At 67.9% G+C, this 19778-nt stretch carries 10 protein-coding genes, 2 rRNA genes, 5 pseudogenes and 1 riboswitch; of the genes and pseudogenes, 3 read left to right on the plus strand and 14 right to left on the minus strand.

Features of this window, described 5'->3' with window-relative positions:
• Positions 1-189 precede the first annotated feature (189 nt).
• Positions 190-792: a hypothetical protein gene (locus F8R89_RS05830; RefSeq protein WP_151782968.1), complete on the plus strand. Its 603-nt coding sequence runs from the start codon at positions 190-192 to the stop codon at positions 790-792.
• 331 nt (positions 793-1123) lie between these two features.
• On the plus strand, positions 1124-1330 hold the full coding sequence (locus tag F8R89_RS05835; RefSeq protein ID WP_151782969.1) for a DUF5999 family protein: 207 nt from the start codon (positions 1124-1126) through the stop codon (positions 1328-1330).
• A 217-nt stretch (positions 1331-1547) separates the two neighbouring features.
• Here the strand turns inward: F8R89_RS05835 and gcvP are convergent.
• Positions 1548-4430 (minus strand): annotated as a pseudogene (gcvP, locus tag F8R89_RS05840) (aminomethyl-transferring glycine dehydrogenase).
• A gap of 173 nt (positions 4431-4603) precedes the next feature.
• Positions 4604-4699, minus strand: a riboswitch (glycine riboswitch).
• A 113-nt stretch (positions 4700-4812) separates the two neighbouring features.
• Between gcvP and F8R89_RS05845 the strand changes: the two are divergent.
• Positions 4813-5164 (plus strand): annotated as a pseudogene (locus F8R89_RS05845) (PRC-barrel domain-containing protein); the annotation flags it as partial.
• A gap of 680 nt (positions 5165-5844) precedes the next feature.
• Here F8R89_RS05845 and F8R89_RS37330 read toward each other — a convergent pair.
• From F8R89_RS37330 to F8R89_RS05910, 13 genes and pseudogenes are all read right to left on the minus strand, one after another.
• Positions 5845-6150, minus strand: a pseudogene (locus tag F8R89_RS37330) (DNA polymerase IV); the annotation flags it as partial.
• A 163-nt stretch (positions 6151-6313) separates the two neighbouring features.
• Positions 6314-7383, minus strand: a pseudogene (locus F8R89_RS05855) (DNA polymerase IV); the annotation flags it as partial.
• Positions 7384-7427: 44 nt separating this feature from the next.
• Positions 7428-7930: pseudogene (locus F8R89_RS05860) on the minus strand (MerR family transcriptional regulator).
• 424 nt (positions 7931-8354) lie between these two features.
• Positions 8355-8828, minus strand: coding sequence for a bifunctional nuclease family protein (locus F8R89_RS05865; protein ID WP_004002801.1), 474 nt, complete (start codon positions 8826-8828; stop codon positions 8355-8357).
• 85 nt (positions 8829-8913) lie between these two features.
• Complete coding sequence (locus F8R89_RS05870; RefSeq protein ID WP_151782970.1) at positions 8914-9651, minus strand: MerR family transcriptional regulator; 738 nt, start codon at positions 9649-9651, stop codon at positions 8914-8916.
• Positions 9652-9690: 39 nt separating this feature from the next.
• The gene (locus F8R89_RS37225) at positions 9691-10227 is read right to left on the minus strand and encodes an FHA domain-containing protein (protein WP_283289697.1); all 537 of its coding nucleotides are present in this window, start codon (positions 10225-10227) and stop codon (positions 9691-9693) included.
• A 424-nt stretch (positions 10228-10651) separates the two neighbouring features.
• Positions 10652-11494, minus strand: coding sequence for a DUF881 domain-containing protein (locus F8R89_RS05880; RefSeq protein ID WP_151782972.1), 843 nt, complete (start codon positions 11492-11494; stop codon positions 10652-10654).
• A gap of 5 nt (positions 11495-11499) precedes the next feature.
• Positions 11500-11832, minus strand: a complete 333-nt coding sequence (locus F8R89_RS05885; RefSeq protein WP_003988855.1) for a small basic family protein — start codon at positions 11830-11832, stop codon at positions 11500-11502.
• On the minus strand, positions 11829-12740 hold the full coding sequence (locus F8R89_RS05890) for a DUF881 domain-containing protein (RefSeq protein WP_151782973.1): 912 nt from the start codon (positions 12738-12740) through the stop codon (positions 11829-11831). Before F8R89_RS05890 ends, F8R89_RS05885 begins: the two co-directional genes overlap by 4 nt.
• 98 nt (positions 12741-12838) lie before the next feature.
• On the minus strand, positions 12839-15334 hold the full coding sequence (locus F8R89_RS05895; RefSeq protein WP_151782974.1) for a mannose-1-phosphate guanyltransferase: 2496 nt from the start codon (positions 15332-15334) through the stop codon (positions 12839-12841).
• 114 nt (positions 15335-15448) lie between these two features.
• Positions 15449-16060 carry a CDP-alcohol phosphatidyltransferase family protein gene (locus F8R89_RS05900; RefSeq protein WP_062674484.1) on the minus strand — a complete coding sequence of 204 codons (612 nt, stop codon included), beginning with the start codon at positions 16058-16060 and terminating at the stop codon, positions 15449-15451.
• 110 nt (positions 16061-16170) lie between these two features.
• Positions 16171-16287, minus strand: a 5S ribosomal RNA gene (rrf, locus tag F8R89_RS05905).
• Between the two features lie 84 nt (positions 16288-16371).
• Positions 16372-19515 (minus strand): 23S ribosomal RNA (locus F8R89_RS05910).
• Between the last annotated feature and the right edge of the window lie 263 nt (positions 19516-19778).

The following is a 19778-nucleotide window of genomic DNA, read 5'->3' on the forward strand; positions in this document are numbered from 1 at the left end:
CTATCAGGCAGAGGGTCGGCACCCGCGGTCCCCGTACCTGTCGTCCAGGTGACGTACGGCAGGCCCGACATCCCCCGCGCTTCAGGACCCCGGCTCCCCGGCATCTCTGGCCTCCCCCCGAGCAGACAGCGCTGTCCGCCCTGCCCCGCCCTCGCGCCATCGTGCCTGTCGAATGAGAGGCGACCCACCATGCCGCTGCACGTTCCCCCGGCTCCCGCGCCCGCCCTGCGCTCCGTCCTGACCGCGCTCGGTTCCCCCACCGCCGTCAGCGAGGCCCGAACTCCCTCCCTGCGCGCCGCGCAGGGGCCCACCACGCCCGAACTCCCGCTGCCGGTCCATGTCCTGGACGAGCTCACGCCGGGAGGCCTGTCCGCGACCCGGCTGGCCGGCTGGCGTTTTCTGATCCGGTCCGGCGAACGCGCGGTGGCCGCGGCCGAGACCCGGCTGACCCCCGACGGCTGGACCTTCTCGCACTTCTTCGAGGGCCCCTACATCACGTCGACCGAGCGCGCGCTGCGCCAGGCCGAGACGCTGCCGCAGCCGTACCAGCCGCGTCTGCTGTCGTTCCCCGGCCTCTACATGCTCACCCTGTGGCTGCACGCCGACAGCACCGCCGACGCCGCCTCCGGCCACCCCGACCCCGCGGACGTCCTCATCCCGCTGGCGCCGGCGCCTCCCGGCATCGCCTCCCACGTCCCGCACCGGGTGGCCGACCTGCTGCCCGTCCTCACCCTGCGGGCCACGCCGACCCCGCTGCCACCCCTGCCACCCCTGCTCGGTTCGCCGGCCTGACCGGCCGAGGCGCGAGATCCGAGGCCCGTGCACCCCGTCACCACTCCTGGTGGCGGGGTGCACGGCGTTCGAGGGCCACCCGGGACTAGCCCCATCAGGCCAGGTGAAACCACCCGAAGGGACAGTGCGGTGGGGATGAACCGCCCGCGCGGGTGACGCGTCCTGAACGAGTGAGAAGCGGTGCTGCCAAATCCCTGCGGATTACCGGCCGTAGGGCAACACTGGGTTCCGACCGACTCGACAACGGGGGGCGGCCATGAGCGAAGCTTCACGCCGCGACACAGCCACACCAGCCATCACATCCGTCACGACAGAGCGAAAGATCCCTTCCATGTGCCAGCACCAACCACCGTGCCCGTCAGCCGACTCCGCCGACCGGGAATCCGCCCGACTCGTGGCGCACCACCCGGAGCAGGGCTGGAGCCTGCTGTGCAACGGCGTCCTCCTCTTCGAGGACACCGGTGAACTCCTGCCGGACGGCCAGATCATCGCCCCGCACCGTCCGCTGGGCGCCGCCAGGGTGGTCACCGCCGCGTAGTCCCGCGGTACCGGGCGGCGCCCGCCGTACGCCCGGAGTTCTTCCAGGGGCCGGTCGCAGACTCCGACTGCGAGCCGGCCCCCACGTGTGTCCGGGCATGCTCACGCACGGTAGCGCCCTGAACGCCCAGCCGTCACAAGGAAGTCGGCAGCCGACCGAAAGGGCTCCGCCCCCGGCCGGTACAGCCGGGGGCGGAGCCCTTCACATCAGGGGACGGTCAGCCCTCGTACGCGTCCATCGGCGGGCACGAGCACACCAGGTTCCGGTCGCCGAAGGCCTGGTCGATCCGGCGCACCGGCGGCCAGTACTTGTCGGCGGCCGACACCCCGGCCGGGAACACGGCCTCCTCGCGGCTGTACGCGTGCTCCCACGCGCCGCCGAGCGCACCGGCGGTGTGCGGGGCGTTGCGCAGCGGGTTGTCCTCGGCGGGCCACTCGCCCGAGCCGACCTTCTCGATCTCCGCGCGGATGGCGATCATCGCGTCGCAGAACCGGTCCAGCTCGGTCAGGTCCTCGGACTCGGTCGGCTCGATCATCAGCGTGCCGGCCACCGGGAAGGACATCGTCGGCGCGTGGAAGCCGTAGTCGATGAGGCGCTTGGCCACGTCGTCCACGCTGACGCCGGTCGCCTTGGTCAGCGGCCGCAGGTCGATGATGCACTCGTGCGCGACCAGCCCGCCCGGACCGGTGTACAGCACCGGGTAGTGCGGCTCGAGGCGCTTGGCGATGTAGTTGGCGCTGAGCACGGCCACCTGCGTGGCCCGCTTCAGGCCCTCGCCGCCCATGAGGCGGACGTACGCCCACGAGATGGGCAGGATGCCGGCGGAACCCCAGGGAGCGGCCGAGATCGGGCCGACGCCCGTCTCGGGCCCGGCCGCGGGCTGCAGCGGGTGGTTCGGCAGGTACGGCGCGAGGTGCGCGCGCACGCCGACCGGGCCGACGCCCGGACCGCCGCCGCCGTGCGGGATGCAGAAGGTCTTGTGCAGGTTCAGGTGCGAGACGTCGCCGCCGAAGTGGCCGGGCTTCGCCAGCCCCACCAGCGCGTTGAGGTTGGCGCCGTCGACGTACACCTGGCCGCCGGCCTCGTGCACCTGCGCGCAGATGTCGGCGACGTGCTCCTCGAACACACCGTGCGTGGACGGGTAGGTGATCATCAGCACGGCGAGCTCGTCACGGTGCTTCTCGATCTTCGCCCGCAGGTCCTCGACGTCGATCTCGCCGTCCTCGGCGGTCTTCACGACGACGACCTTCATCCCGGCCATCACGGCGCTGGCGGCGTTCGTGCCGTGCGCGGAGGACGGGATCAGGCAGACGGTCCGCTGGTCGTCGCCGTTGGCCCGGTGGTAGCCGCGCACGGCGAGCAGACCGGCCAGCTCGCCCTGCGAACCGGCGTTCGGCTGGAGGGAGACCTTGTCGTAGCCGGTGACCTCGGCGAGACGCTCCTCCAGCTCGCGGATGAGGGTGAGGTAGCCCTCCGCCTGCTCGGCGGGCGCGAACGGGTGCAGCTGGCCGAACTCCGGCCAGGTCACCGGCTCCATCTCGGTCGTCGCGTTGAGCTTCATCGTGCAGGAGCCCAGCGGGATCATGCCGCGGTCGAGCGCGTAGTCGCGGTCGGCGAGCCGGCGCAGGTAGCGCAGCATCGCGGTCTCGGAGCGGTGCTGGTGGAAGACCGGGTGCGTCAGGTACTCGTCGCCGCGCAGCAGCGCCTCGGGGAGCGCGTCCCCGGCCGCCGCGTCCAGCGCGTCGATACGGCCCTCGACGCCGAACGCCTTCCACACGGAGGAGACCTGGGACCGGGTGGTCGTCTCGTCGCAGGCGACGGACACGTGGTCGGCGTCGACGAGGCGCAGGTTCACCCCGTGGTCGCGGGCGGCGGCGACGACGTCGGCGGCCTTCCCGGGCACGCGGGCCGTCACCGTGTCGAAGAACGAACCGTGCACGACCTCGACCCCGCCGGCCGACAGGCCCGCGGCGAGGATCGAGGCGTAGCGGTGGGTGCGGGCGGCGATGCCCTTGAGACCGTCGGGGCCGTGGTAGACGGCGTACATGCCGGCCATCACGGCGAGCAGCACCTGGGCGGTGCAGATGTTGCTGGTCGCCTTCTCCCGGCGGATGTGCTGCTCGCGGGTCTGCAGAGCGAGCCGGTACGCCTTGTTGCCGTCGGCGTCCACGGACACGCCCACGAGGCGGCCCGGCAGGCTGCGCGCGAACTTCTCGCGCACCGCCATGTAACCGGCGTGCGGCCCGCCGAAGCCCATCGGCACACCGAACCGCTGCGTGGTGCCCACCGCGATGTCCGCGCCGAGCTCGCCGGGCGACTTCAGCAGGGTCAGCGCCAGCAGGTCGGCGGCGACGGTCACCAGGGCGCCGAGCTCATGGGCCTGCTCGATGACGGGCGTGAGGTCCCGTACGGCACCGGAGGCGCCCGGGTACTGCAGGAGCACGCCGTTGATCTCACGCTCGGCGATCTCGGCCGGGATGCCGTCGCCGAGGTCGGCGACCACGACCTCCACGCCCGTGGGCTCGGCACGGGTCTGGATCACGGCGATGGTCTGCGGAAGGGCGTCCGCGTCGACCAGGAAGAGGCCCTTCTTGTTCTTGCCCATGCGCAGCGACAGGGCCATCGCCTCGGCGGCGGCGGTGCCCTCGTCCAGCAGCGAGGCGCCGGAGGTCGGCAGCCCGGTGAGGTCGGCGACCATCGTCTGGAAATTCAGCAGGGCCTCCAGCCGGCCCTGGGAGATCTCCGGCTGGTACGGCGTGTAGGCCGTGTACCAGGCCGGGTTCTCCATGACGTTGCGCAGGATGACCGGCGGGGTGAACGTCCCGTAGTAGCCGAGGCCGACCATCGAGTCCAGGACCTGGTTCCGGTCGGCGAGGGAGCGCAGCTCGGCCAGCACCTCGGCCTCGGTCCGGCGCCGGCAGGTCGAGCGCGTCCGCGTTCTTGATCACGTCCGGCACGCGGCGGCGGTCAGCTCGTCGAGCGAGCCATAGCCGACGTGGGCGAGCATCTTGGCCCGCGCCTCGGAATCGGGACCGATGTGACGCTGCTCGAAGGGAATCCCTTGCTCGAGCTCGGAGAGCGGAATGCGGTGGGCGGTCATTGCGGAGGCCTCCTGGTCTGACGCGACCTTCGTGGGGCACCACGGCACGGGTACCCGGACGGCCTCCCCCTCTGTCATCTCAACCTGAGAGCTTCACCGGGCGCCCGAGGGTCCCGGCTTTCACCGTCGGTGAGAGCGGGAGCCGTCGACACCCGCCCTGCTTTCAGAGTGACCTCGTCCGTGCGGTACGTGTGCCTGAGAGATTCCGGGGAGGATTTGCTCCTTCGGCGCCTCCGGTGATCTCCGGAGGACTCTCCCGCACGGGGTCAGCAGCCGGTTCCAGCCTACCAGCGGGGTCGCCGCACGAACCTTCGAGTGGCCGCCGTCACGGATCTGGCTTTTCGTAGTGCTGACGGATGACTTGCGACCAAGTGGAGGGACCGTGCAGACCGACATCGATCCGCGCAACCTGATCGGCCGCAAGGCCTTCGACCGCAACGGCACCAAGATCGGCACCATCGACGAGGTGTACCTGGACGACGCGACCGGTATACCCGAATGGGCGGCGATACGCACCGGACTCTTCTCCCGCGACGCCTTCGTCCCCCTGGAGCCCAGCGAACTGGTGGACGGCACCTGCACGTCCCTTCGACCGCGCCCTCATCAAGGACGCCCCCGACTTCGGTGTAGGCCGCCACCTCTCCCCCGAACAGGAACTCCAGCTCTACCACCACTACGGCCTCGACGTGTCTCCAGGCCCCCCACCCCCCGACCACGACTTCGGCACCCTGGCCCACAAACACCCCCGACGACAAAACCCCCCACCCCTGACCCACCGCGCCCCGAGCCCTCCCCGCAGCTGCGCACACTCCCCCTCCGAAGCTGCGCCCGGCCGCCCCATCCCAACTGCGGGCAGTCGTGCCGCTGGGGCGGCACGGGTGGCACAGCGGCACCCCCAAACGCCGCCGCGCTCTCCGCCCCGCCCTCCACCCCCCGGGCCCCCGCCCCAGCCGTACTGGCGCTCCGCTCGCCCACTGCGCGGGCACGGCCCCTCCATAGGCTGCGCCCACCCGACTCGCCGTAGCGGATCCCAACCGTGCCGCAGCCACACACCACCCACCCCAGCCGCGCCGACGACCAACTCCCCAGGGGGGCGATGGCACCGGTACCCGCGACCGCGACGCCGATGACCATGCGGGCCGCCGTGCCGCTGCTCAGTCGGAGCCGGCGGACGGCGACTGCACAGGCACCACCCCGCCATAGCTCCGGGCACCACCCCCCCCAACTGCGGGCACCCGTGCCGCCTCAGCTGCGGGCAGTCGTGCCGCTGGGGCGGCACGGGTGGGCGCAGCGGCACCCGCAAGCGCGGCCGCGCCCCTCCGCCCCGCACTCCAACCCGGGCCCCGCCCAAGCACCGTCACCGTCACCGGCACCGGCACCGGCACCGCAGCCCAGCACAAGCACCCCGCACCCCCTACCCCCGCACCACAGGCGGCGACGCCTCCCCCCGCACACCAGAACCCACCGCTTCCCCCCCACCCGAAACCAACGGCAACGGCTCCGCCACCTCCAACGCCGGATCATCGACCCGAAACGTCCGCACCCGCCCCGGCCCGGACTCCGGCGTCTCGAACCGCACCGTCACCCGCCCGACCCCACTCCCTTGCACCCACCCGGGCCCATACTCGGCATGCCGCACATCGTGCCCCGCATGCCACCGCCGCTCGGCCGCCGCCTGCCCCTGCCCCTCGGCATCCCCGTCACCAGCCTCGGCCGCCACGGACGCATCAGGAGTGACTGCGGCGCCCTCACGCCCAGCCCCAGCCCCAGCCCCAGCCCCGGCCCCAGCTCCAGCCCCACCCCCAGAATCCCCCTCTCCTTCACTCCCGTCCCCCACAACCCCCGCCCCCTCCTCGACACCGCCCCCCGCAACCGCAACCGCCCCCCGCCGCCTGCGCGAACAGATCCTCCTGCGTGTAGTCGGCCAGCCCACTCACCCCGACCCCAGCAACCGCACACCTCCGGTCGTATCCACCCCCTCCAGCAACCGCGCCGCAGCCTCCCGCACCACCGCCGGATCATCCGTCGGCCCCCGCAACGTCTCCGACCGCGTCAACGTCGAGAAGTCGTACCGCCGCACCTTCAGCACGATCGTCCGCCCCGAAAGACCGGCTTCCGCAACCGCCCCCACACACCGATCGGCCAGCCGCTGCACCTCCAGCCCCACCCGCACCCGGTCATGGATGTCCACGTCGTACGTGTCCTCGACCGAGACGGACTTCGCCTCGCGCTCCGCCACCACGGGCCGCTCGTCGTGGGCCAGCGCCATCGCGTACAGGGCGTGCCCGTGCGCCTTCCCCAGCAGCCGCACCAGCTCGTCCTCACCCGCCTCGGCGATCTCCTCGACGGTGTGGATCCCGGCCCGCCGCAGATGGTCCCCGGTGGCCGGCCCCACCCGGGCAGCACCCGCACGGACATCGGCCCGAGCAACGCCCGCTCGGTCCCCGGCTCGATCAGCACCAATCCATCCGGCTTGGCCTGCTCCGAGGCGATCTTCGCGACCATCTTGGACGCCGCGAGCCCCACCGACCCCGCCAGCCCGGTGGCGGCCCGTATGTCGGAGCGCAGCTTCACCCCCACCAGCCGGGCGGACTCGCGTCCCAGGCCACTCCCCCGGCCTCCAGATCCACGAACGCCTCGTCCAGGCTCAACGGCTCCACCAGCGGCGACAGCTCCCGCAGCAGCCCCATCACGCGCTCGCTGACATCCCGGTAGATCGAGAAGCGCGGCACGAGATACGCGGCGTTGGGCGCGAGCCGCCGCGCCTGGGCCATCGGCATGGCGGAGTGCACCCCGAAGATCCGCGCCTCGTACGAGGCCGTGGCGACCACCCGCGCGGCCCCAGCCCGCCCACGATGACGGCCTTCCCCCGCAGGCTCGGCTTGGACGCCTGCTCCACCGACGCGTAGAAGGCATCCATGTCGAGGTGCAGGATGGTGGGCGCGTTTCTCACAGTTCCGATGCTGCCCTACGGCACTGACAACGCCGCTGCGCGCCTCAGACCGCGCGGTTGCGCCGCCGCGCCAGCTCATCGGCCGGGTTGTGCCCGACCAGCGTCTCCCCGGTGTCGATCCGCTCCCCGTGCAGCTGCGACAGCGCGCTCTCGACGTCCCGCCACACCACCCCGACGGCGATCCCGAAGATCCCCTGGCCGCCCTGGAGCAGCGCGTGGACCTCGTCCGGCGACGTGCACTCGTACACGGTGGCGCCATCGCTCATCAGGGTCAGCCGCTCCAGATCCCGGAAGCCCTGCTCGCGCAGATGCTGGACGGCGGTCCGGATGTTCTGCAGGGACACACCGGTGTCCAGGAAACGCTTCACGATCTTGAGGACGACGACGTCCCGGAAGCTGTACAGGCGCTGCGTCCCCGACCCGTACGCGCCGGCCGCACACTGGGCTCGACGAGCCCGGTACGGGCCCAGTAGTCCAGTTGCCGGTACGTGATCCCGGCGGCCGCGCACGCCGTCGGACCCCGGTACCCGATCTGCTCGGATGCCATGGACGCCGCCCCTCCGCCGCTGCTCGGCACGGCCGCCGGTCGTGGCGGGGCGTGATCGGCCGCACCGCCCTGGCCAGCGCCGCCGTGAAGCGGGTACGGGCCGCTCGCCCCGAGGCCGCGCTCGGGTGCACCCCCAGCCGTACCGCCGCCGCTGCTTCTCACGCCGACCTCCGTCCTTGACCTGCCTTCTCGACGGTAGGCAGTCACCGGGGGTGCGTCAACGATCGCCACACTCGGCACGCCGAGTGATAATCACCCTACGAGTGGTTTCCCGTGCCCCCGCCGCGGGGAAAGGCTAGCCGAATGCGCCCGAACCGGGCCCCATGACACCCTCCCTCGCCCGTGGCACATGCCCGGAATCCGGGCCGGGACGGGCCGTGGGCCGCGCGCTCCGGACCAGGCCGGGCGGGCCGCCCACGCCGTCTCACTGACTGCTGGTGCCGAAGTCCTCCGGCGAGATCTGGTCGAGGAACTCGCGGAACTTCTCCACCTCGTCCTCCTGCTCGTCCGGGATCGCGATCCCCGCGTCGTCCAGCACACCGTCGCTGCCATAGATCGGCGTTCCGGTGCGCAGGGCCAGCGCTATGGCATCGGACGGACGGGCGCTCACCTCGACCCCGCTGGCGAAGACCAGCTCGGCGTAGAAGACGCCCTCCCGCAGATCGGTGATGCGTACTTCGGTGAGCTCCTGGCCGACCGCCTCGAGCACGTCCTTGAACAGATCGTGGGTCAGCGGTCGGGCGGGGGCCATGCCCTGCTGGGCGAAGGCGATCGCCGTCGCCTCCCCGGGCCCGATCCAGATGGGGAGGTAGCGGTCGCCTCCCACTTCACGCAGGAGCACGATCGGTTGGTTGGAGGGCATTTCGACCCGGACACCTACGACATCGAGCTCGTTCACACAGCAACCCTAGGCCGTGCTCGGGACGTTTGGGTAGTCGGGCCCGGAACGGGTGGCCGATCCGGCCGATCCGTGCATACGCCGCTCAGGGCAGCCGCACGCCCAGCGCCGTCTGCATCAGCGCTGCGTGCAGCCGGACGGTGAGCCCGGCCAGTTCCTTGGCCCTGGCCTCGGCATGAGCCCTGGTCTGCGGGTTGCGGTGCCGCTTCAGCGGCGCGACGACCTGCTCCACGAGTCCGGCCTCACGGTCGGCGGCGGCCTTCATCACCCGCAGGTGCCGCGGCTCGATGCCGAAGCGGCCCAGCTCGGCCACGAGCGTCGCCACGGTCACCGCCTCCGCGTCGTAGGCGCCGTCCGGCAGGGGGGTGATCAGCCCGTACGACTCCCACTCGGCGAGCTGCTGCTCGGCGATCCCCGCCGCGGCCAGCAGCTGCGCCCTCCCGAGGCGGGCCGCCGTACGCTCCTCGACCGGCTCCAGGACCCCGTCGCCGTCACGCTGCCGGCACAGCGCTGGCAGGGCCGCCGCCTCACCGCGCTCCATGGCGTCCAGATGCTCGCGGATCACCTTCAGCGGCAGATAGTGGTCCCGCTGCATCCGCAGGACGTGGCGCAGCCGCTCGACGTCCTGCTGGCCGAATTTGCGATAGCCCGAGGGCGTCCGGCGCGGCTCGACCAGCCCTTCCGACTCCAGGAAACGGATCTTGGAGATCGTGACGTCAGGGAACTCCTCGCGGAGCACGGTCAGCACCGTGCCGATGCTCATCGGCCGACCGTCCGTGGCGGCGGCGCCGTTCCCGGCACCGCCGCTCGGTGTTTTCAGCATGGACCTTCCCTGGGTCTCCCCGGACGGGTCCGGGGGAGGTCAGAAGCCCCGCTGGCTCGCGTAGAAGACCAGCCGGTACTTGCCGATCTGCACCTCGTCGCCGTTGTTCAGGGCGACCTGGTCGATCCGCTCGCGGTTGACGTACGTGCCGTTGAGGCTGCCGACGTCGGCCACCGTGAACGAGCCGTCCTGGGCGCGGCGGAACTCCACGTGCCGACGCGAGACCGTCACGTCGTCCAGGAAGATGTCGCTCTGCGGGTGCCGCCCGGCCGTGGTCAGCTCACCGTCCAGCAGGAAGCGGCTGCCCGAGTTCGGTCCACGGCGCACCACCAGGAGCGCGGAACCCACCGGCAGCGCGTCGACGGCGGCCTGTGCCTCAGGGGAGAGCGCGGGAATCTGCGTCTGCCCCGTGGTCTCGGCGTCGTAGGCCTCGATGCCCGAGATGGAGATCGTCGACGTCGTCTCGGACGGGCGCTCGGGCGCCCCGCCGGCACGCAGCGGCGCGCCGCAGTTGGAACAGAAGCGGCTGTTCTCCGCGTTGCGGTTACCGCACCTCGTACACACCAGGGCCGACATCGGGGAAAACCCTCCACCCGTACTCGAGGTTGACGGTTGCCCGAAACCTATGTCGCCGGACTGGCCAGGGTCAACCGACGGCGCGCCCTGACCTCCGGAAATGTCGCCGCCCGGTCCAGGCACCTGGTCCCTGAACAGAGGGCGCTGCCCTTCCTCGTCCCCTTGTGCGCGGTGACGAGTGGTCGCGTTCTCGTCTCGCGCACTCTTGCCGAACAGCTTCCCAAACAACTTCACGGGCGATTCCCCTTGACCGAAACAGACCCGCCCGTGGGGCAGGACGAACCCTGACTGAACCTACTGGCCGACCCGGACATCTTCACAACGTCCGTCTCCGCCAGACAGTTTCCACCACGCACCACCCAATCGGTGCGCCGACCCCCCGCAACCTCATGCCCTTGCCGGAAGTCCCCCATGCACCGCCGGATCACCGGGAGGACGACCGAGCGTAGTCAGGCCGCTTCGCCGCTCGCAAGGCGTCCACAACGATCTTGTCAGACCGCTCGATGGTCACGGTGGCCTGCTCCTTCTCCAGTGTCTGGACCACGCCTCCCGGGATGTTGAGGGCCGGCTCCAGATCCTGCGGTTTGCCGATGACCTTGAAACGATACGGGGCGTTGATCTTGTTCCCGTCGACGCTCACGGTGTTGCCCGCGTCGGACAGATAGGTGCCGGCGACGATGCGGACACCGTTCACCTGCATCGCCTCCGCCCCGGCCGCGCGCAGCTCCTGGATCGCGTCGAGCAGCATGTCCGCCTCGACCGTCCCCTTCGTGTCGTCGATGGTGATCGTGATGCCAGGTCCCTCAGCGGCCACGGTGCCCGCCAGGATGCCGAGTTGCTTCTCCTTCTCGACGGTCTGCCTGCGGGCCTCCTCGGCCTGGTCGGAACTGTTCTCCAGTTCGTCCCGCTGCTTCTCGAGACCTTGCTTCTCGTCCTCAAGACGCTGAGTGCGGTCATCGAGTTCATCGAGGATGCGGACAAGATCTTCCTGGCGTGCTCCGCGCAGCGCGCTGTCGCCGTCGCTGTTCGAGGCGACCTGGACCGCGAGACCGAAGCCGAGCCCGAACAGCAGCAGCGCCACGATGAGTTGGGCGCGGCTCACCCGCGGCGGCCACAGGCCCTTCACCAGCCGCTGCCGGCCGGTCAGCTCCGCCGGGCGGTCACCGTCCTCCTCAGGGGCCTCAGGAGCCTCTTCGGGGTCGGTGTGCACCTCCTCGGGCAACTCCTCGCGCAGCCGGTTCTCCGGGGTGCCGTCCTGGTTGCTCATCGGCGTCACGCCCGGAAGACGTGCCGGCGGATCGCGGCGGCGTTGGAGAAGATCCGGATGCCGAGCACGACGACGACGCCGGTGGACAGCTGCGCGCCCACGCCCAACTTGTCGCCCAGGAACACGATCAACGCGGCCACGACCACGTTCGACAGGAACGACACGACGAAGACCTTGTCGTCGAAGATGCCGTCGAGCATGGCCCGCAGACCACCGAAGACGGCGTCGAGAGCCGCCACGACGGCGATCGGCAGATACGGCTCGACGACCGCCGGAACCTCGGGCCGGACCAACAGGCCGGCCACGACGCCCACGACGAGGCCCAGTACGGCGATCACGATGTGCCCTTCTCAGTTGTCTCGGTGTTCGGCTGTGCTGTACGGACGATCACGCTCGGAGCCGCGGGCAGGCGGAGGTCCTCCTGCGCGGAGATGCTGGTCCGGATGCCGAAGTTCTCCTGCAGGGCGTTCAGGTACAGGCCGTCGGCGCTGTCCTGGAAGGCGCGGCTCAGCCGCTCCCCGTCCCCCACCGCGAGCACCGTGTACGGCGGCACCAGCGGCCTGTTGTCGACCAGTATCGCGTCCCCCGCGGCCCTGATCGCGGACAGGGCGGTCAGCCGTTGCCCGTTGATCGAGACGGCCTCCGCGCCGGACTCCCAGAGTCCGTTGACGACGCGCTGCATGTCGCGGTCGCGCACCCGCCCTGTGTCCGAGAACCCGGACGACCCGCGCGCGTCTCCCCCGGCGGCGTCGCCCGCCTCCTTGGCGTCGTCCACGACCAGCTTCACGCCCGGCCCCGTCACCTCGACGGCACCGGACAGGATGCTCACCAGGTCGGCCTGCTCGCCGTGACCGGCCGACTTGAGCGCCTCGCGCTGCCGCGCGCTCACGTCGGCGCGCAGCTCGTCGACCGTCTTCTCCAGCTCGTCCGCCGCCTCGGTCTCCTTCTCGACGCGGTCGACGAGCTCTTCACGCTCCTTGGCCACGACGGGCGCCGCCACGCGCGCCTGCGCTGCTCCCACGGTCACCACGAGCGCCGCGAGCACGAGGCCCACGGCGAGCCCCAGCTTGGCCCGCAGCGTCTTGGGCAGCCCTCCCTCACCGGCGGCCTTCTTGCGGGCGGCGGCCTGCGCGTAGCCGTCGTCGAGACTGTGGTCCATGACGTTGGTGAGCAGCGACATGGACGCGTCCGGACGCGGCGGGCGCGTGGGTGTGCTCCGAACGGGGGGCTGCGGCATGCCGCACATCGTCGCACGTCGCCGCCGATACTCCGAATGGCCCCACCGCGTGTGCCGGACAGGCCCCTTTCAGGGGTACCTGTCCGGCACGCGTGCTTACGCGGGACTCAGCGTCCGGCGCTGTCCACGACCGCCGCCCACTCGTCGAGCAGCGCCTGGGCGGACGCGTCGTCCGGGCCCTCGGCCCACAGATGGGTGACCGCCTCGGCCGGGTCGGGCAGCACCATCACCCAGCGGCCGTCCGTCTCCACGACCCGCACACCGTCGGTCGTATCGACAAAGCGATCCCCGGCGGCCTCGACGACCCGACGCATCACGAGCCCCTTGACGGCCCACGGGGTCGCGAGGTCCCGCTTGAGGACGTGCGCCCGCGGGATCCGCGCGTCGATCTGGCTGAGCGTGAGCTGCGTACGCGCCACCAGACCGATCAGCCGCACGAAGGCGGCGGTGCCGTCGAAGACACTGCTGAACTCCGGGATGATGAAGCCGCCGCGGCCGTCACCACCGAAGATCGTCGCCTCGTCGCCGCCCACGCGGGTCAGGTCGTCGGGCGACGTCGTCGTCCACTCGACCTGCGTCCCGTGATAGGCGGCCACCTGCTCAGCGATCCTCGTGGTCGTCACCGGCAGGGCCACGCGCCCGCTCCGCCGCTCCGCGGCCACCAGGTCGAGCATGACGAGCAGGGCCCGGTCGTCCTCGACGATCCGCCCCTTCTCGTCGACCAGCGACAGTCGCTCGCCGACGGGGTCGAACCGCACACCGAACGCGGCCCGCGCCGACGCCACTATCTCGCCCAGCCGCACGAGACCCGACCGCCGGGTGTCGGCGGACTCGGTGGGCCGGGACTCGTCGAGACCGGGGTTGATCGTCAGCGAGTCCACGCCCAGCTTGCCGAGCAGGCTGGGCAGCACCAGACCGGCGCTTCCGTTGGACGCGTCCACGACGACCTTGAGCCCGGACTCGGCGATCCCGGTCGTGTCGACGTTCCGCAGCAGCGACCCGGTGTAGGAGTCGAAGACGCTCGCAGGGAAGTGCAGGTCGCCGATCTCGCCCGGGAACGCGCGCCGGTACTCCTGCCGTGCGAAGACCCGGTCCAGCTTGCGCTGACTGGCCTGCGACAGGTCGGCGCCCTGCCCGTCGAAGAACATGATGTCCACCGAGTCCGGCACCCCGGGCGTCGTGCGGATCATGATGCCGCCGGCACTGCCGCGCGCGGTCTGCTGCCGCGCGACCGGCAGCGGCACGTTCTCCAGGTCCCGTACGTCGATGGCGCTGGCCTGCAGCGCGGAGATCACCGCCCGCTTCAGCGCCCGCGCACCACGCGAGTGGTCACGGGCCGTCGTGACGGTGGCCCCCTTCTTCAGGGTGGTGGCGTACGCACCCGCCAGCCGCACCGCGAGCTCGGGCGTGATCTCGACGTTCAGGATGCCGGAGACACCGCGGGCACCGAAGAGATGCGCCTGGCCTCTGGACTCCCAGATCACCGAGTTGTTGACGAAGGCACCGGCCTCGATGGTCTTGAACGGGTACACCCGCACATTGCCCTGAACGATCGATTCTTCACCGATCAGGCACTCGTCACCGATGACCGCGCCGTCCTCGATCCGCGCGGCACGCATGATGTCGGTGTTCTTGCCGACGACACAGCCCCGGAGATTGGAGTGCGGCCCGACGTACACGTTGTCGTGCACGACGGCCTTGTGCAGGAAGGCACCGCTCTTGACGACGACGTTGGAGCCGACGACGGTGTGCTCCCGGATCTCGGCACCGGCCTCGACCTTGGCGTAGTCACCGATGTACGCCGGCCCGCGCAGCACGGCGTCGGGGTGCACCTCGGCACCCTCGGCCACCCACACACCGGGAGAGATCTCGAAGCCGTCGAGCTCGACGTCGACCTTGCCCTCCAGAACGTCTGCCTGGGCCTTCACATAGCTCTCGTGCGTACCGACGTCCTCCCAGTAGCCCTCCGCGACATAGCCGTAGATGGGCTTGCCCTCCTTCATCAGCTGAGGGAAGACGTCACCCGACCAGTCCACGGGCACATCGGCTTCGACGTAATCGAATACCTCGGGCTCCATGACGTAGATACCGGTGTTCACGGTGTCCGAGAAGACCTGGCCCCAGGTCGGCTTCTCCAGGAAGCGCTCGACGCGGCCCTCCTCGTCGACGATCGTGATACCGAATTCCAGCGGATTCGGCACACGCGTCAGACAGACGGTGACCATCGAGCCCTTTTCCTTGTGGAAGTTGATGAGCTCGGTGAGGTCGAAGTCCGTCAGGGCATCGCCGGAAATGACGAGGAAGGCGTCGTCCTTCAGTGCTTCCTCTGCGTTCTTGACGCTTCCGGCGGTACCGAGTGGCTTCTCCTCATTGGCATACGTGAGCTCCATACCGAGCTCTTCGCCATCACCGAAGTAGTTCTTGACGAGAGAGGCCAAGAACTGAACGGTAACGACGGTCTCATTCAGCCCATGCCTTTTGAGCAGCCGCAGCACGTGCTCCATGATCGGCCGGTTGGCCACCGGCAGGAGCGGCTTGGGCATGCTCGAGGTCATGGGGCGAAGGCGTGTGCCTTCGCCCCCGGCCATCACGACGGCCTTCATGTCGGAAGCGTCCTCCTCCAGAGACGACGGTCTAGCCGACTTCACCCGTCCAGATTGTCCCGCACTTTTCCCGCGCGGGCCATCGAGCCGCTACGCCCGCTGCAATCGGTGAGTTCAATCGGCCATGGCGGCGTCCGCGCGAACGAGGCGGCGGACTTGTACCACGTAGAGGACTCCTGCCCACCAATAGAGCGTTGTACCCCATCCGGCGAACGCCCATCCGAAAATAGCAGCGAGTGACGAGATCCAACCACTACCGTCACTGAGCAGCAGCAACGGGAACGCGTACATCAGGTTGAAGGTGGCCGCCTTCCCCAGGAAGTTCACCTGCGGCGGCGGATAGCCGTGCCGTCGGAGGATGCCCACCATGACCAGCAGAACCAGCTCACGCGCAAGCAGTACACCGGTCAACCACAGCGGCAGAATCTCCCGCCAGGTGAGGCCGACCAAAGTGGAAAGAATGTAGAGTCGGTCGGCCGCCGGGTCGAGAAGCCGGCCGAGGCTGCTGATCTGGTTCCAACGCCTGGCGAGCTTGCCGTCCAGGTAGTCACTGACACCGCTCAGGGCCAGCACCAGAAGCGCCCAGCCGTCACTCTTGGGCCCACCGAACTCGGGCCGCAGAATCAGCCACAGGAACAGCGGCACGCCGACGAGCCGCGCCATGCTGAGGATGTTGGGGATGGTGAGGACCCGGTCTGTCTGGACACGGGTCTCCTGGACCTCCACCCGGGGGCCTCCTGTGGTGAACGAACCGACGATGCTCCCCGACCCTACCTCAACACAAAAAAGCTCCGGCTCTCGGGCTGTTTTGCCCAAGAGCCGGAGCTCTAAAAGGAGTTCGGCGGTGTCCTACTCTCCCACAGGGTCCCCCCTGCAGTACCATCGGCGCTGTAAGGCTTAGCTTCCGGGTTCGGAATGTAACCGGGCGTTTCCCTCACGCTATGACCACCGAAACACTATGAAACAATCAACCGCACCATGTGTGGCACATGGGGTTGTTCGTGGTTTCAGAACCAACACAGTGGACGCGAGCAACTGAGGACAAGCCCTCGGCCTATTAGTACCGGTCACCTCCACACATTACTGTGCTTCCAGATCCGGCCTATCAACCCAGTCGTCTACTGGGAGCCTTACCCCATCAAGTGGGTGGGAGTCCTCATCTCGAAGCAGGCTTCCCGCTTAGATGCTTTCAGCGGTTATCCCTCCCGAACGTAGCCAACCAGCCATGCCCTTGGCAGAACAACTGGCACACCAGAGGTTCGTCCGTCCCGGTCCTCTCGTACTAGGGACAGCCCTTCTCAAGACTCCTACGCGCACAGCGGATAGGGACCGAACTGTCTCACGACGTTCTAAACCCAGCTCGCGTACCGCTTTAATGGGCGAACAGCCCAACCCTTGGGACCGACTCCAGCCCCAGGATGCGACGAGCCGACATCGAGGTGCCAAACCATCCCGTCGATATGGACTCTTGGGGAAGATCTTGGGCGATGTGACTCTTGGGAAGATCAGCTGTTATCCCGGGGTACCTTTTATCCGTTGAGCACGGCGCTTCCACAAGCCACCGCAGGATCACTAGTCCCGACTTTCGTCCCTGCTCGACCCGTCGGTCTCACAGTCAAGCTCCCTTGTGCACTTACACTCAACACCTGATTGCCAACCAGGCTGAGGGAACCTTTGGGCGCCTCCGTTACCCTTTAGGAGGCAACCGCCCAGTTAAACTACCCATCAGACACTGTCCTGATCCGGATCACGGACCCAGGTTAGACATCCAGCACGACCAGACTGGTATTTCAACGACGACTCCACCCGAACTGGCGTCCGAGCTTCACAGTCTCCCAGCTATCCTACACAAGCCGAACCGAACACCAATATCAAACTGTAGTAAAGGTCCCGGGGTCTTTCCGTCCTGCTGCGCGAAACGAGCATCTTTACTCGTAGTGCAATTTCAACGGGCCTATGGTTGAGACAGTCGAGAAGTCGTTACGCCATTCGTGCAGGTCGGAACTTACCCGACAAGGAATTTCGCTACCTTAGGATGGTTATAGTTACCACCGCCGTTTACTGGCGCTTAAGTTCTCAGCTTCGCCGAGACGAATCTCGACTAACCGGTCCCCTTAACGTTCCAGCACCGGGCAGGCGTCAGTCCGTATACATCGCCTTACGGCTTCGCACGGACCTGTGTTTTTAGTAAACAGTCGCTTCTCGCTGGTCTCTGCGGCCACCCCCAGCTCACCAAGTAAATTGGATCACCAGTGATGGCCCCCCTTCTCCCGAAGTTACGGGGGCATTTTGCCGAGTTCCTTAACCATAGTTCACCCGAACGCCTCGGTATTCTCTACCTGACCACCTGAGTCGGTTTAGGGTACGGGCCGCCATGAAACTCGCTAGAGGCTTTTCTCGACAGCATAGGATCATCCACTTCACCACAATCGGCTCGGCATCAGGTCTCAGACTATGTGTCAGGCGGATTTGCCTACCTGACGTCCTACACCCTTACCCCGGGACAACCACCGCCGGGATGGACTACCTTCCTGCGTCACCCCATCACTCACCTACTACCAGCTCGGGTCACCGGCTCCACCACTCCGACCTCGTCCGAAGACTCAGCCGGCGGCTTCACGGGCTTAGCATCACTGGATTCGATGTTTGACGCTTCACAGCGGGTACCGGAATATCAACCGGTTATCCATCGACTACGCCTGTCGGCCTCGCCTTAGGTCCCGACTTACCCTGGGCAGATCAGCTTGACCCAGGAACCCTTAGTCAATCGGCGCACACGTTTCTCACGTGTGAATCGCTACTCATGCCTGCATTCTCACTCGTCAACCGTCCACAACTCGCTTCCGCGGCTGCTTCACCCGGCAGACGACGCTCCCCTACCCATCCCAGCCTCCGTTGGGAGTACATGCTGGAATGACACGACTTCGGCGGTACGCTTGAGCCCCGCTACATTGTCGGCGCGGAATCACTAGACCAGTGAGCTATTACGCACTCTTTCAAGGGTGGCTGCTTCTAAGCCAACCTCCTGGTTGTCTCTGCGACTCCACATCCTTTCCCACTTAGCGTACGCTTAGGGGCCTTAGTCGATGCTCTGGGCTGTTTCCCTCTCGACCATGGAGCTTATCCCCCACAGTCTCACTGCCGCGCTCTCACTTACCGGCATTCGGAGTTTGGCTAAGGTCAGTAACCCGGTAGGGCCCATCGCCTATCCAGTGCTCTACCTCCGGCAAGAAACACACGACGCTGCACCTAAATGCATTTCGGGGAGAACCAGCTATCACGGAGTTTGATTGGCCTTTCACCCCTAACCACAGGTCATCCCCCAGGTTTTCAACCCTGGTGGGTTCGGTCCTCCACGAAGTCTTACCTCCGCTTCAACCTGCCCATGGCTAGATCACTCCGCTTCGGGTCTTGAGCGCGCTACTATATCGCCCTATTCGGACTCGCTTTCGCTACGGCTTCCCCACACGGGTTAACCTCGCAACACACCGCAAACTCGCAGGCTCATTCTTCAAAAGGCACGCAGTCACGAGGCAAGCACAAGTGCTTGCCCGACGCTCCCACGGCTTGTAGGCACACGGTTTCAGGTACTATTTCACTCCGCTCCCGCGGTACTTTTCACCATTCCCTCACGGTACTATCCGCTATCGGTCACCAGGGAATATTTAGGCTTAGCGGGTGGTCCCGCCAGATTCACACGGGATTTCTCGGGCCCCGTGCTACTTGGGTGTCTCCCAAACGAGCCGCTGACGTTTCGACTACGGGGGTCTTACCCTCTACGCCGGACCTTTCGCATGTCCTTCGCCTACATCAACGGTTTCTGACTCGTCGACCAGCCGGCAGACTGATCAAGAGAGATCCCACAACCCCGAATACGCAACCCCTGCCGGGTCTCACACGCATACGGTTTGGCCTCATCCGGTTTCGCTCGCCACTACTCCCGGAATCACGGTTGTTTTCTCTTCCTGCGGGTACTGAGATGTTTCACTTCCCGCGTTCCCTCCACACTGCCTATGTGTTCAGCAGCGGGTGACAGCCCATGACGACTGCCGGGTTTCCCCATTCGGAAACCCCCGGATCAAAGCCTGGTTGACGACTCCCCGGGGACTATCGTGGCCTCCCACGTCCTTCATCGGTTCCTGGTGCCAAGGCATCCACCGTGCGCCCTTAAAAACTTGGCCACAGATGCTCGCGTCCACTGTGCAGTTCTCAAACAACGACCAACCACCCATCACCCCGAACCGAAGCTCGAGTGCACTGGGGCCGGCACTGAAGGCGACCTCGCGGCCGTACCCTCAGACACCAACAGCGTGCCCGACACAGTCAGTCGACCAGATCAGCGTTCCACGCTCCGAAGAGCAGTACTAGCGCCTGGTCCATCCTGGACCGTGCCGAGTAGTCAACGTTCCACCCATGAGCAACCAGCATCAGACATTCGCTGATG

It is taken from the genome of Streptomyces sp. SS1-1 (assembly GCF_008973465.1).
GTDB lineage: Bacteria > Actinomycetota > Actinomycetes > Streptomycetales > Streptomycetaceae > Streptomyces.